The following is a 13,973-nucleotide window of genomic DNA, read 5'->3' as shown; positions in this document are numbered from 1 at the left end:
TGTACTTTTGCTCATGGTTAAACTTTTAGTGTGGTGACTCAAAGATAACCAAAATAGGGCTGACTTCCAAAATCGGAGGACGGCCCTATCATTATAATGATGTATGAACTTTTAGCGGACAGTAATAATTGGATATTCCATAAGGACGGCGATGATTTCGATTTGAAGGTGAGCGACCCGAATCATCCGAGCTACCTGCTCATTGCCAACGACCCGGAGATGGAGAGCATCATCGGTGCGCTGAACGCCCTTATCCTGAACAGGCTGGTCACAAGGGTAAATACCGGACAGGGCAAGAACATCCCGGTGAGTATCATCGTTGACGAGTTGCCGACCCTGTATTTCCACAAGATAGACCGCCTGATAGGTACGGCTCGAAGCAACAAGGTGAGCGTGACCTTGGGCTTTCAGGAACTGCCGCAGCTGGAAGCCGACTACGGCAAGGTAGGCATGGAAAAAATCATCACGACCGTGGGCAATGTGGTGAGCGGTGCCGCCCGTTCAAAAGAGACATTGGAATGGCTGAGCAATGACATCTTAGGCAAGGTGGTGCAGATAAAGAAAGGCGTGACCATCGACCGGGACAAGACCAGCATCAACCTGAACGAGAACATGGACAGCCTTGTGCCTGCCTCTAAAATCTCCGACATGTCAACCGGATGGATATGCGGCCAGACTGCCAGGGACTTTGTGAAGACCAAGACCGGTGCAGGCGGATCAATGAACATCCAAGAATCAGAGGAGTTCAAGACCACGAAGTTCTTCTGCAAGACGGATTTTGACATGAAGGAAATCAAGAAAGAGGAAGCCGGGTATGTGCCGCTACCGAAGTTCTACACCTTTCCGTCAAGGGAGGAAAGGGAACGCATCCTGTACAAGAACTTCGTTCAGGTAGGGCAAGATGTCAAGGAAATGATAAAGGACGTGCTGAACAAGCGAGGGGCTAAGTAGTACCTGACTTTATCAATGCCTCACATCTATCAATCCTTTCTATCCTGCATGGTCCACAGCCAACCTATACAAAACCCTTCTTGTAGGGAAACCATTTCCTGCCACACCAAGGAAGATGACCCTCTCGAAGAGTACATCCTTATATTCACGGCCTATGGCCAACAGTTCATTGCCTATCTTCAGACTGTTCCCGACCAATGTCTCCACATGTCTGAGGTTTACGATGCGGGAACGATGGATCCGGATGAAGTCGCTTTCGGGCAGCTTGCGCCTGACCGATGCGAGGTTGAAAGAAATTACGAGGAAGCGACCTCCTGTCAGGTGGATGCGGGAATAACTTCCGGCAGCCTCTATCCATTGGATTTCATCCACTGCCGCTTTGAGATAGTCGTTCTGCCGCCAGATAAAGACATACTTCCTTTCCGGACAAGTCTCGTTGACGTGTCGTTCTTCACCATCGGGAGGGCACAGACACAGTCTCAGTTCCATACTCCGTGAGCCTCTCACAATCCGTATCGGCAACTCCTCCGAACTTTCCGGGAGGACGATTACCAGCTGTTGATTCTTTCTCATAAGTCAAACATAGTTTTAATCTACAAATCAAAAGACTTGAGAAAGCTACAGCAAAATTTGTTTTACAAACAGCCGGAATGTTTTGTGAACGACCGGACTCAGAGGAACAACAGCGGCAATCTGCGTTTTTTTTGCAGATTGCCGCTGAAATTCTGTCTAATCATTATTGGGGAATTTCGTTGCCTTCTTCATCATAATACACGCTGCCTTCATTCGACGAGGTGTCATATCTGCAATTATATGCCCCTTTATATACCGTAGTGTTGGTGATGGAACCGGTGCCGCATTGAATGTCTCCGCCGTGATAGCCGTATGAATTCCCTCCCTGCCCGATGTAATCGGCATAGCTGGTGCCGTATGAACCGCGATAGGCGTGGATTTCCGAACCGGTGATGACGATTTTCGGCACACTTTCGTATGCGCCGATGGCAGGGGCACTGTAATCTGAATCTCCGAAGCTACGGGCATGAACAATGGCATTGGTAATGGTTATCGTTCCGCAAGCGTTGCCCGTGCTTCCTATTCCGGGAGCATAGGAATTATAATAATTACTATAAGTTTCCGCATAAACAGTTACATTGCTTATCGTAATATCTCCGCAGTTTGTATGTTGATTATAGCCTGTGCTATATCCACCGATGGCGGCACCGTCCGCTCCGCCTGTCACTCGCAGGACATCGTCCGTGCCGTTGCCCTCGATGGTGACACTGCTGCCCTGTGCCACGTAGATGCCTGATGAACGATTGGATAATGATTCATTGGCTTTTATGGTGTTCTCACCCGTGACATGGATGGTAGGCGTTCCGCCTGTTATGTTTATAGCTGGTCCATCGCCAACATTGATGCTGGCACCTTCCAGATAGATAGTCGGGTTGCCGCCGATGACGGTGATAGTATTCCCAAAGCCGCCGCTCAGGCGGTAGTGGCCGTCGCCTTTGATGTTACTGCAGTTCTCCGCAGTGATTTCCGTTATTGCCTTGCCCACGGTGAGGTCGATGGTGTACATCTTGGCGGCTTCCAGTGTGGTGGGGAAACCGTCATTTATCGTAGCAGTTTGGCCGTTTATCCGGACAAAGTTATCAAGGGTTATATTGCCAGACACAACATTGGCCTCCCAGCACTCGGTGCCATCGGCGTAGGTGGTGTTCTTCATCTTGAGCCAGTCTTGCTGTGCGTTGTCGGTGACGGGAGCGCCTTCATTGTTCGTGCAGGTGGTGTAACCGTAGACTTCCACACTCTGCGCCAGACCGGCCTGCGTGCCGTTGAGTACCACACGCACTTTGGCAAGCTGGTGCTTGAAGCCGAGGGTAATTTCATTGTTGTAGGTGGCGTTCTCCGCTGTGGCTTTCAGCACATAGACAAGACCATTTGACTGGTCGCTGAGGTTAACCGTCTCATCCGTTGGGTACCAGGCGGTGACAGTTGCTGGGGCGGTGCTTGTCCAGTAGAGCTGTCTGTATGTTATCAAGTTTTTGTCGGCGTTCAGCGTATAGGTAGCGGTTTCATTGCCCAGCCGCACGCCTATCATTTCCGAGCCGTCCCATTGCCATACACTGCTCTTGCCATCGGTATTATCCTCCGCAACACGGGTCTGCGGTCCCTCTGCGCTCCACGGTTCCGCACTGCTTTCCACATCGAGGGTAACACCGCCTATCTGCAAGGGATATTCGCCGTAAGGCAGTTCGTTGCCTTGTCCACCCGGTTCATCCTGCGTACAGGCGGCAAGCAGCAGGAGGGCTGCTGCAGGGATTATGGGCATTATTGCTTTCCTGATCATATCATTCTCTTTTTTATATTATTCTATTTCAGACGCTCGGCGTAGTATGTCAGTATCTTGCGAATCATTGCGTTTCAGTTTAATTGTTTGGCACGAGGGTCGGCGGGGTGTTCGGGTCATCGGTGTGCCAATGGTATTCGGCATCCGTTCCGAGGGCTTCGTTCATGGCTTGTGTGGCGGTCTGCCAGGTGTGGGTGGTGCCGTCTATTTGGTAGGCTCCGGAACCTTCACCTGAATTACAATAGCCGAAACTTGCACCATCGAAACCTTCCCAATAGCAAGCTGTTGTTTCGCTGCCATGTTGCAGAAAACCGACAATGCCGCCTTTATTGTATTCATTCGATAAAGTGCCTGTGGAATAACAAGCGATGACAGTATAAAAATATGGGCACCATCCGGTTATACCACCAACAGAATATCCACCAATGATATTGCCTGAAAATGAACAACCTCTAACGAATGAAGATGTGACATATGAGCCATGCTGGCCTACTAATCCACCTACATAATTGTTCTCATCGCCATGAATCGTTGCCGATGAACGGCAATACTCAATATTCCCAGTATTGTTACCTACTAAACTTCCTAAATTCCCATATTCAGAGGTTTGAGATACAGAACCTGAAATTTCGCAGTTAGAGATCGTTCCTTCATTATAGCCTGTTACTGCACCCATTTCGGAGGGATATCTACCTGAATAGGTATTGTTAATGTTCACATCACTCAGTGTGAGGTTCTGCACGCGGCCGTCCGTTCCAATGTGGCCAATGAATCCGCCATACTCATAGGAACCATCCTGCCGCAGGTTGCGAATGGTATGGCCATTGCCGTCCAATATGCCGTTATATCTATTATAATAGTTTCCATTGCCTATCGGTTCCCAATCCACGCCCGAAAGGTCAATGTCTGCCATCAGGATACAATTGGTACTCAAATTTTCGTTTGCCGCTTTCGCCCATTCGTTCAGTCCTTCGGCGGTATAGACAGTGTAAGTTCCATCGTCAGAAATAGTGTAATCTTTCAGGGTGATATTGCCGCTGCCCGTGCCGCCGTCATTCCAATTGATACTTTCCGACACCTGCACCTCAAGCCCGTAGTGGAAGACGGTGATGTCGTAGGTATAGACATACCCCGCCTTCCACTCGGCATTGTTCTGAAGGGTGTAGTAGAACGGACCGTAAGATGTGCCGCCCTTCTCTGCGGTAAAGGTAAGTAACCTTGTGCCTGCCGTCACGTCCTGCGGGATGACGAGGGCTTCGTAAGTAGCGAAGCAGCCTTCCGGCTTGGCCGTGGCAAGGTGGGGCTTAATGCTGCCTTTGGTGCTACCAGTCCTCCAGGTGCCGAGCCAACGGCCGTCATTGTCCGCCGCTGTCGGGATGGTGAACGAGCCGTCCATCGCGAGGATGCCACCCTCGCCGATGGTCAGGCTGATGTTCTCCGTTGTGGCACTGATGCTTTCGGGCAGGCCTTCCTGCTTGATATTCACCACCACCTTGGCGGTCTGGTGGTAGAAGGTAAGGTTGGGTGTTTGGCCGAAATTCACGGCCTTGAATTCACTGCAGAGCAGGTCGCCTGACTGATAGTCTGCATCGCTGCTTTGGTCTTCCTCCACGCTCCAAGTCCAGTCGTTGCTTTCCGCCATGATATTCGGGTAAAGGCCCAGCACGGTGACGGAACCTGGATTTGTCCAGTAGTAGTCGCCGGACATGTTGCCTTTGTCGTCCACCATATAGTCGTACCAATCTGTACCGTCTCCGTCGGTTACTTGCAGGGCTATTGTCTCATTGCCGTTCCACCGGTTGTCCACGGTGGCGCGGGTCCCTGCACTGCCCTCTATGGCGGCGGTCAGCGTCAGCGGCTGCGTGCCGTCGGGCAGCGTTCTCGCATCGTCCCTCGTGCAGGCGGTGGCCGCAAGGAGCAGGGCGAGTGCCGAGAATGTATGTATGGTATATCGTTTCATATCGTCCTGTTTTTACTTCTTCTTCAACACAGGCAGACCGTCGGTGCCGGATGTCCATTGGTAGGCGTTGTCAGTGAGGGCGGCGTTCATGCCGTCTATGGCATCCGTCCAGTTGCCCTCCACTTTCGTGGTTTCGCTGTTGCCGGTCACATCATAGCCTACGCCATTGCTAATTTCCTCACCGCTCCAGTAGCAGGCTGTGATTTTTCCATTATAAGAACCGGCATTCGTATTGCTCCCTGCTATGCCGCCTATACTGCTTCCTCCGGTTATCGTGCCGCTGAACCAGCAGGCGGTGATGGTGCCCAGATTGGTCGCTGCGATACCCCCGACATGACCATTATTAGTCGTATTCGTCAGTGTCCCCGTTACGGAGCAGGCGGTGATGGTGCCATAGTTGCCATGGGCTATTCCGCCCATTGCCGTAACGCCGTTGTAAGTTACATCTTTCAGCTGTAGATTCATGACCGTTCCATCACCGTTGATCTGATGGAATAATGCTGCTGCATCCTCTGAAGGTGAGATATTCAATCCCGTAATGGTATGCCCTTGCCCGTCGAAAGTGCCGGTGTAGCCTCTGGGACGACCTATCGGAGTCCATTCCTTGCCTGTGAGGTCGATGTCGGCGGTAAGGGTACAGTTCAGCGATGGGTCGCTTTGTGCGGCTTTTGCCCATTCCGTCAGACCGTCGGGTGTATAGACGGAGTAGGTATGGGTATCCGCATTGTAGGAGTACCCCAAATCCTCTGCATTGCCTGTCTCGCCGCCGCCGTAAGCCCAGCCGCCGATGGTGCAGCCGACCAGCTCCAGTCCCTTGGCAGTGACATTGACGGTGTAGGTGTAGCGGCTGCCAGGCTTCAGCTCCACGCTGTTCTGCGGGCGGAAGTAGAAAGTGCCGCCGTTCAAGTCCACCTGTATGAATGGTTCGCCTGCCGCAACAGTCTGCGGGGCGGCCAGTGCCTCGTAGGTGTAGTTGCCCGATGCATAGGTGCTGATGGTGGCCGGATTGCCGCCGTCAGTGGAGAGACCGGTCACATAGACTTCCGCTCCTGTCAGGTCGTTGATACCGGCTCCCTCTCTAAGATTAACCGTTATACGAGCCGTGCGGTGACTGAAGGTCAAAGTCGGGTCGTCAAAGTGTACCGTCTGGTTCTCGGCAGAGATGTAGTCGCTGCTTTGGAAGCCGGCTTGCGTGCTTTGTTCAGCTTTCACCACGACGGCGGGCATCTGCGAGATGTTGGTCGGGTCGTATGGCCACCAGGCACTGACGGTGATATCGTTGCGGCTCGTCCACCAGAACGGGGAGAGGTTGTTGCTCAGGGTGGCCTTCTTGTAGCCGTCGGCATCGGATGCCGTCACGTTGTACTCCTTCGTCTCGTCTTCCAGGCTGAGGGCCACGGACGTGACTCCGGCCCAGTCGCCGTCCACGGTGGCGCGGGTGGAAGCAGGAGTTGCTTCTACAGAGAGTCCGGTGGCGTTGATAATCAACGGGTATTCACCCTCAGGCAGACGGGTGTCGTCCGCCAGTTCGTCCTGCGTGCAGGCGGTCGCCGCAAGAAGCAGCACTGCCGCACCGGAGAGAATATATGATAGATGTCTGAAACTCATGATTCCTCAGATTTTGTATGTTCTTGTTTACAGGTCTGCATTCACATTGCCACCGCTTACCGGATTCCAGTCGCTAATCTCGGCCTTGCCGACGCTCAGGTCCTTGTTGCGGACGGTGACGGTCCAGGTGTAATTGTTGCCGGCTTTCAATGCGCCGTCGGGTACGGTGAGCGTGGCGTTGTAGTCATTGTCGTTGAAATTCACAGTCAGGTCAATGCTTGTTATGGTCTGCGGAAAGAGGATGACCGACGAGGTGAGTGCGCCGCCCAGTCCCATGGTGAGGTCGGCTGCCTGCGCGTTCTCATCCGCCTTGGCTACACCGGTTTCGGTGTCAAAGCTGCCCGTCAGCGTCAGTCCGGAGAGCGTATAGTTTACAGGCTTGACAGCGGTGAAACTTACTCCGCTACCTGCCTCGAAGGTGAGGGTGATCTGGCTCATGCAGTGGTGGAAGGAACAGTCCCTTCCGTTGTCCTTGGTGTTGTCGGTGAAGTCTATCGTAGGATGGTGCGTATCGGCAGTGGCTCCGGTGGCATAGAGGAAGTCGATGAGGGGCAGGTTTTCAGCCGTCTGGTTCTCACTTCCCGTGCTGACTCCAGTCAATACTCCCGCAGATTCGCCGGGTGTGCCCGTGAACGGATAGTAGGCACGGAAGGTCACACTCTCGGGAGTCTGGAAGTAGATGGCGTTCTCCGACGGTGTGGTAAAGCTGCTGCCGTTCCATTCGTAGCACACGTTGTTGTAATAAGTACCCGTGCCTGCTATGGTGGAGACACCTATCTGGTCGTATGTGGCCCACTGCGTGCCGCTGGCGCGAGTGGTTACCGTGTTGGAGATTTCGGCGTTGATGCGGGCCGCCACGGGGCTGTTGTCCATTACTTCGTTGTCGTTGGTGCAGGCTGCCAGGCTGAGGGCAAGCACTGCGAGTACAAAAAACTTGGTATTCATCGTATCTTAAATTAATTATTTTTCTTTTCCGTATATCTTTTCAGTTATCTGTCCGGTACGTCTTACATCTCGGCATCCACTCCGCCGCCGTCAATCTTCTCCCAGTCGGTGATGCCGGCTTCCACTCCGGCTTCAGTCGGGGTCTCGGCTATGGTGCCGCCGAGGGTGAGCGGATCTGTCTTGTCGGCGTTGAAATCCACAAGGGCTGCCGTGAGGTCGCTCTCAAGTTCCGTAGGCTGCGGGTTGCCGTTTGAGTATGTCAGCGTGGCGGTCAGCCTTTGGAGGTTGCCTGCGATGCCCAGAAGCCGCACGGTGGCGGTCCATTTGCCGGCATCGTCACCCTCGGTTATCCTGGTGAAGTGCAGGGCGACATCGGATGCCGCTCCGTAGATTCCGGTGGCGAAGTCCAGCGTGCCTGCCGCTCCCGACAATGAGCCCTCAATGCTCTCTATCCTGTCCGCCGCATCGCCCGTCGGCTCGATGACGAGGGTCAGCTGGCGCACCTGCTGGTGCATCGTGGCGGTCAGGTCATAGTCAGTGTCGGCCTCGATGGTCACTTCATGTACGGAAGTGAAGAGCCAGCCGGGGGTGCCGGTGATTGTGGCGGTGGTGCCGCTTATCGTGATGTTCTCAGGGGTATTGTAAGCCGCAAGGGTGTAATCGCCGGGATTGAAGAGGTAATCCGGTGCATGGGTCTCTCCGGTCTCCGTGCCGGTGTAGTCACCCATCGTCACTGTCCACTCCGCAGGGATGTCCACGCCCTCGCCCCGGTCGGTCCAGTCGGCGGTGACGGTGATCTTACCGGTGTCCGGATGGGGCGTATTGTGCAGCTCGTCCTTCACGCAGGAGGTAGCGGCCAGCAGCAGGGCTGCCGTTAAAAGTGATGTCTTGTATATGCTGTTCGTTTTCATCGTCTCGTCCTCCTTTCTTAAAATATCTTCCATACCAGTGTCACTCCGGCGTTGATCGGGCCGACCCAGTGTTTCGTCTCATTGCCGCTGCGCACCCGTACACCGTATATCACATCGTATTTCTCCGTATCGGCGTTCAGGTAGCCAAGACCGAGGGAGAAGTCCATCGAGAGGGTTTCGGTCAGAGGCAGCTGGTAGCCGCCGGTGATGCCACCGCCCATCAGGTCGCCTTGCTTGCCCGTGGTGGACAGCTTGTAGTTGAACTCGCCTGCCTTGAACATCGCACCTACATACCAGGCTTTTTTCTCGCCGAGATACCAGCGCACCTCCGGCATTACCTCCCAGAGGGCATAGCGGCGGGCGTTGTCCTGCCATGTCCAAGACGTCCAGCTGCCGTTAACCATGATACCTACTGACGAGCTGATGCGCCACTCGATGCCGAGATCGGGAGTGAGGGTCGCCCAGCGCAGAAAGTTGGCTCGGAGGGAGAGGGTGTAGCTGTCTGCATCTTCGGCTTTCCCGGCAGACTGGCGTTCCGCCTCTGCTTTCGCTTGCTCCGCCGCAAGGCTGTCGGCCCTGGCCTGCTCTGCGGCAAGACGGGCCTGTTCTCTCTCACGTGCGATGCGTTCCGCTTCTGCTTGTTCAGCGGCTATCCGCTGCCGCTCCGCCCGTTCCGCTGCGATTCTCTCCTGCTCGGCACGTTCGGTGGCAAGCCTCGCTTCCTCGTCCTTCTCCGCAGGGATGACGATTCGCACGGTCACATAGTCGCCGCTGCCGGAATGGTTCTTCGTAATGAAGCACTCCTCGGTCAGTTTCTGCCGTACAATCAGCTCCGACTTCACGCGGTTGGAGCGCACTCTCGACATGGCGATATTTTCCGCCTCGTTCTGTCCTGCCGTGCTGTAGCCGTCCACATAGAGCGGAGTCTCCCCGGAGAGGATGTCAGTCCTATACTGCTCCACGCACCGCATCAGCCTTTCCAGTTCCGCATCGTTGCCTCCGTACGGGACATAGAACATGTCCCGGTCAGAGACGAAGCGGAAAGTGTAGACCGTATCAGCCTTCTCCTGTGCCGACAGCGGCAGCAGGAATAAAGCACAGATGGCGGTCGCTATGGTTCTCAAAGTCTTGCTCATATTCTCATATCTGGTTTATCGGTTTGCTGTTGGATACAAAAAGCCCCGGAAACCTGCGGGCACAGCATTGACGTGCGTGGCACGGTTCCGGGGATATATGAAAGTCTCCGCCAGCGCGTTGCCGCATGGCGGAGATACGGTATGTCTTGTGTGATTCTTGAGTAATGAATGGTCGCAGGAAGAAAGATTTCTTCCGATAACCTCTTGGAAATTAAATAATTTGGAGTAAATTCCTGCGCGTACCCCCCCGTTGCAAAATTTCACTACCATTAGTAAAATTTAACACAGGAAGATTGTCCGCTATTCCAGAAGTTCCGGCATCCTGTCCGGCTATACGACAGATAGAAGCACACAAAGGACGCATCGCCATTCTTTCAGGAGTGGCTGCGCAGGCAGATGAAACAAGGGATGCCTGCCGTGTCCTTCGTATTCTATCGTCATAATTCATTGTGATATAATTAACCGGCTACAAAGGTATGGAATTTTTTTGTGCTACAACGGCAAAACAGGCATTTATTTTCGCCGGAAGTACAATTTTTTATTTGGGAACACTGTCCGAAGCGGGAAAAGGACGTTGTCCGACCGTTCCGGCCGTATCTGTTTGTGTTGCTATGCTATAAAAGGGAAATCCCGTCGACGCCTGTCCGACCGTAAAAGACGGCACCGCCCACACGGATATGCAGGCGGTGTCCATACACAGGCGCTTGTCCGGCTATTCAAACCAGTCCGGATTGCTTTCCTTCAAGACTTCAATCAGTTCCTCGTCAGGCAGGAGAAGATTCTCCGGCTCCGTGAAGTAGAACACCTCGTCATAAAGTGCTTCCGCTTCTTTGTTGGCGAAACCTTCATTCGCATCCTCGAAGCTGCCCGGCTGCAGAGCATCGAGCAGTTCGGTGGAGCCAATCAGCAAATCTTCACCGTCCGCCGACTCCACGACACGGCAGGTGTATGTCCTGCCTTCAAATTCCAAATCATTTGTTCTCATATTGCCCTCCTTATCTTAACGGTATGTTACGTCCGTGTTCATTGAGATATTCCATGATGCACTTGGCTTCCTCGTGCGAAGCCCTGTTGCGGTCATCGTAACGGCGGCTGTCGTCTGCCATGACCTTGATGCACTCCCTGATAAGCCGGTAAAGGCTCTGCTGAAGCGTGGGGTGCATGTCAGGGATAGCTGCAGCAAAGCGTTTCGGATTGAAACCATAGTCGTTTACCGCCATTTCCCAGTCTTTTGCGAGCCTGTACTCTTTCGATTCCTTGATGTTGTCCATAATCTTGAAATTTAATGAATTGTTTTTCTTTTCCCTCTGTTCGGCTCCTTACTGCCGGAGCCGCTTCGGGTTTTACGGTGCAGTGAAGGCCGCCGGAGGAGCCATTCCCGATGTTTTTTCCGGCGAATTACTCTTGCCCGCAAGGAAGAATTTGCCGGAAATGTACTTCAAAACGGAGGGAACAGGCACGGCAGCCTACATTCGCACCGACAAGACCTGCGGCGGTGGCGGCATGGAGGACTGGGACAAGAGACAATTCAGACCGGTATAAAAGGTTGACGGGAGGTTAGAAAAGGATAGAGTGCTAAAAAAGGGATGGCCGGCACACGACAGTATGCAGGACGGATTGCTCCGCCCTGCTTCTGAACTGAATTATGGAAGGTCAGGCCGCTACATCTTCGGCTTGACGGCTTTCTTCGGGTTGCGTTTCTTCCTGCTTCGCCTTGTCCTGCACCATGAGAACCGCTTTCTTTTCCTCGATACGCTGGTGGCGTTTCTCGTACACTTCATCATAGCCCTTACGGATTTCAGCAAGGGTTTCGGGCATGTGCTTCTGTGCAAAACCGAGCAAGAGGGTGGCTACGGTATTACTACCGAATGCGTCTTTGAAATTGGCTATCAGAAAATCCCTGCGGATAATGGCTTTCGCCTTGCCGTTCAGATTTTCAATGATATTCATTTTGTCCTTGTCGAAAAGACAGTACACATTTTCACTATCAATGCCTACGGCTGCATAATGCTCCTTGCGAAGCGATGTAAGCAGGAAGTAATAAATCATCTTGTCCTCGTCCGCACCGAACTTGGTTTCGGTGGTGTCCACCTCCAAAATCCGCTTCTTGGTGTCCTCTACGGTCTTTTCAAGGGCAATTTCCTTGTTCCGCCTGTCCTGCTTCTCCAACTTCTCAAGCGGTGTCATCTGCTCCTTGTCCGCCGTGGTTGCGCCCTCTGCGGCATTCATCGCTGCGGTCTCCACATAGCCGAGAGAAAGGTCGCTGCGCCCGACAATGACATAGAGCGATATTTCCCCCTCTTCGCTTCTGCGCAGGATGTCCTCACATTCCGCCTTGTAATCCTCCTGCTCCTGCTCATAGTCCTTTTGTGCTTCCTCGTATTCTTCTGTAGTCTCGTAATCCTCCGCAGTGGGGATTTCGGGCAGTTCGGGATATTCCCCATAGCGGTATGGCAAGGTTTCCACTTCATATCCGAGTTCCGCAAGACGGCTGACGGCTGTCTCGTTGCAGGCATAGGGATGACGGCCGAGTGAGGCGGTCGGATGTTCGGCCAACATTTGCAAGGCTTTTTCCACAAGGTAGGATGCGTTCATGTCCTCAAGGCATTTCCGATTGGCGCACTTACCGCAAGCTCCCTCGCAGAACAGCATCATGTTGTTGGTATTGTGCGGACAGGACAGGCACAGGGTCTTGTCAAAGGAATAGCGATTGAGGTCGGTCGTGAAGTCCTGCTCGATGCGCCTTGCCACATCTTCGGCTTTCATGCCACGCCAACTGTTGTAGCCGTTGTCTTTCAGATGCCTTTCGTACACCTCTTTCTGTATGTCCTCCCCGTAACGGCAGATTTCGCTCGCCACACTGATGGTTATCTCGTCCGCTTCCAAGAGGGCTGCGATTTCGGGTATCAAGGTTGTAAATTTGAGCCTTGTGCGGATATAGTCCTCCGACTTTCCGAACTGGACTGCCAACGAATGAACATCGTGCCGACCGCTCTCTATCAGTTTCTGATAGGCGTTGGCTTCCTCTATGGGCGTCACATCCTTTCGCTGAAGGTTCTCCGTGACCGCCATTTCCTCCGCCACCTCGTCCGTCACTTCGTGCATGACTGCCGGAATGGTTTCCAACCCTGCCATGAGCGATGCACGGTATCTGCGCTCGCCGAAGATGACCTCATAGCGGTTTTCCTCTATGGGGCGCACTCCGATAGGTTGCAACACGCCCTGCTGCCGTATGCTCTCGGCAAGTTCGGCAAGGCTTGTCTCGTCAAAGGTCTTGCGTGGGTTGTAACCACTCGGCTGGATGTCCGCCAATGCCACCGATACGATGTTTCTCGCTGCTGACTGAATGTTTGTCATTTCCATAATTCAATAATTTAATTTGTTAATAATTATTTTTTCTTTTCCCTCTGTTCGGCTCCTTACTGCCGGAGCCGCTTCGGGTTTTACGGTGCAGGGAAGGCCGCCGGAGAAGCCATTCCCGATGTTTTTTCCGGCGAATTACTCTTGCTCGCAAGGAAGAATTTGCCGGAAATGCACTTCAAAACGGAGGGAACAGGCACGGCAGCCTACATTCGCACCGACAAAACCTGCGGCGGTGGCGGCATGGACGGCGAGAAAAGAAAGGCTCCGAGACGGTAGAAAGGGATGACGGCGTTGCCGGAATAGAAACGGTGTGGATGGAATCTATAAAAGTGACAACGGCCGGGCGGGACAAACAACGGTCTGCCGGGCAAACACAAAGGGGACTCTTTCCGCCTTGCGAGAGCTGGAGGCACGACGGACGGCGCAAAGCGGAATGTGTCACCGTTTGCCCATGACGCAATCGGCCCGTAATGGAAAGATACGGATGAAAGGCGCAATGCGCCAGAGCAACGATCAGCAGGATGCCTTGTCAAGCGGAATACCGTGTTGTTTCAACTGTCGTTGAAGCTCCGGCATGAAGCGGCATGAGACAGGCTGCCGTTGCTCCGGCGCAGCCTTCCGTACCTGTAATGCAGGGCGGACTGCGGCACAGACATCTTTCCTTATTTCAGGAATGGGAAAGGCCGAATTAGAAAAGGGAATGAAAGGCTATAAAGGTTTCTGCCGTCGGCAGACCGGAAAACGGGAGC

At 53.4% G+C, this 13,973-nt stretch carries 11 protein-coding genes and 1 pseudogene; 2 read left to right on the top strand and 10 right to left on the bottom strand.

From position 1 onward, the window contains the following. Positions 1 to 126 precede the first annotated feature (126 nt). Positions 127 to 951: pseudogene (locus I6E24_RS04820) on the top strand (TraM recognition domain-containing protein); the annotation flags it as partial. 39 nt (positions 952 to 990) lie between these two features. Here I6E24_RS04820 and I6E24_RS04815 read toward each other — a convergent pair. From I6E24_RS04815 to I6E24_RS04785, 7 genes are all read right to left on the bottom strand, one after another. Further along, entirely contained in the window at positions 991 to 1,524 is a 534-nt protein-coding gene (locus I6E24_RS04815) for a LytR/AlgR family response regulator transcription factor (RefSeq protein WP_235326677.1), read from the bottom strand. 163 nt (positions 1,525 to 1,687) lie between these two features. Continuing rightward, positions 1,688 to 3,301, bottom strand: a complete 1,614-nt coding sequence (locus tag I6E24_RS04810; protein WP_235326675.1) for a fimbrillin family protein — start codon at positions 3,299 to 3,301, stop codon at positions 1,688 to 1,690. Between the two features lie 79 nt (positions 3,302 to 3,380). Then, complete coding sequence (locus I6E24_RS04805; RefSeq protein ID WP_235326673.1) at positions 3,381 to 5,261, bottom strand: fimbrillin family protein; 1,881 nt, start codon at positions 5,259 to 5,261, stop codon at positions 3,381 to 3,383. A 12-nt stretch (positions 5,262 to 5,273) separates the two neighbouring features. Beyond that, on the bottom strand, positions 5,274 to 6,869 hold the full coding sequence (locus I6E24_RS04800; RefSeq protein ID WP_235326671.1) for a fimbrillin family protein: 1,596 nt from the start codon (positions 6,867 to 6,869) through the stop codon (positions 5,274 to 5,276). A gap of 27 nt (positions 6,870 to 6,896) precedes the next feature. Then, on the bottom strand, positions 6,897 to 7,814 hold the full coding sequence (locus I6E24_RS04795; protein WP_235326669.1) for a fimbrillin family protein: 918 nt from the start codon (positions 7,812 to 7,814) through the stop codon (positions 6,897 to 6,899). A gap of 62 nt (positions 7,815 to 7,876) precedes the next feature. Then, positions 7,877 to 8,725, bottom strand: a complete 849-nt coding sequence (locus I6E24_RS04790; RefSeq protein ID WP_235326687.1) for a FimB/Mfa2 family fimbrial subunit — start codon at positions 8,723 to 8,725, stop codon at positions 7,877 to 7,879. Positions 8,726 to 8,742: 17 nt separating this feature from the next. Next, positions 8,743 to 9,861: a DUF3575 domain-containing protein gene (locus I6E24_RS04785; RefSeq protein ID WP_235326667.1), complete on the bottom strand. Its 1,119-nt coding sequence runs from the start codon at positions 9,859 to 9,861 to the stop codon at positions 8,743 to 8,745. 293 nt (positions 9,862 to 10,154) lie between these two features. On the opposite strand from I6E24_RS04785, the gene I6E24_RS04780 reads away from it, so the two are divergent. Continuing rightward, a complete protein-coding gene (locus I6E24_RS04780) occupies positions 10,155 to 10,304 on the top strand; it encodes a hypothetical protein (RefSeq protein WP_235326665.1) in 150 nt (49 codons plus the stop codon). Positions 10,305 to 10,573: 269 nt separating this feature from the next. Here I6E24_RS04780 and I6E24_RS04775 read toward each other — a convergent pair whose 3' ends face one another. From I6E24_RS04775 to I6E24_RS04765, 3 genes are all read right to left on the bottom strand, one after another. Next, entirely contained in the window at positions 10,574 to 10,846 is a 273-nt protein-coding gene (locus tag I6E24_RS04775) for an SH3 domain-containing protein (protein ID WP_235326664.1), read from the bottom strand. 10 nt (positions 10,847 to 10,856) lie between these two features. Further along, positions 10,857 to 11,132, bottom strand: a complete 276-nt coding sequence (locus I6E24_RS04770) for a hypothetical protein (RefSeq protein WP_235326662.1) — start codon at positions 11,130 to 11,132, stop codon at positions 10,857 to 10,859. A 382-nt stretch (positions 11,133 to 11,514) separates the two neighbouring features. After that, complete coding sequence (locus I6E24_RS04765; RefSeq protein ID WP_235326660.1) at positions 11,515 to 13,224, bottom strand: ParB/RepB/Spo0J family partition protein; 1,710 nt, start codon at positions 13,222 to 13,224, stop codon at positions 11,515 to 11,517. Positions 13,225 to 13,973: the final 749 nt, after the last annotated feature.

The organism is Bacteroides caecigallinarum (assembly GCF_021530995.1).
GTDB lineage: Bacteria > Bacteroidota > Bacteroidia > Bacteroidales > Bacteroidaceae > Phocaeicola > Phocaeicola faecigallinarum.
Note: the sequence above shows the minus strand (reverse complement) of the source record. Positions and strands in the feature narration are given on the sequence as shown.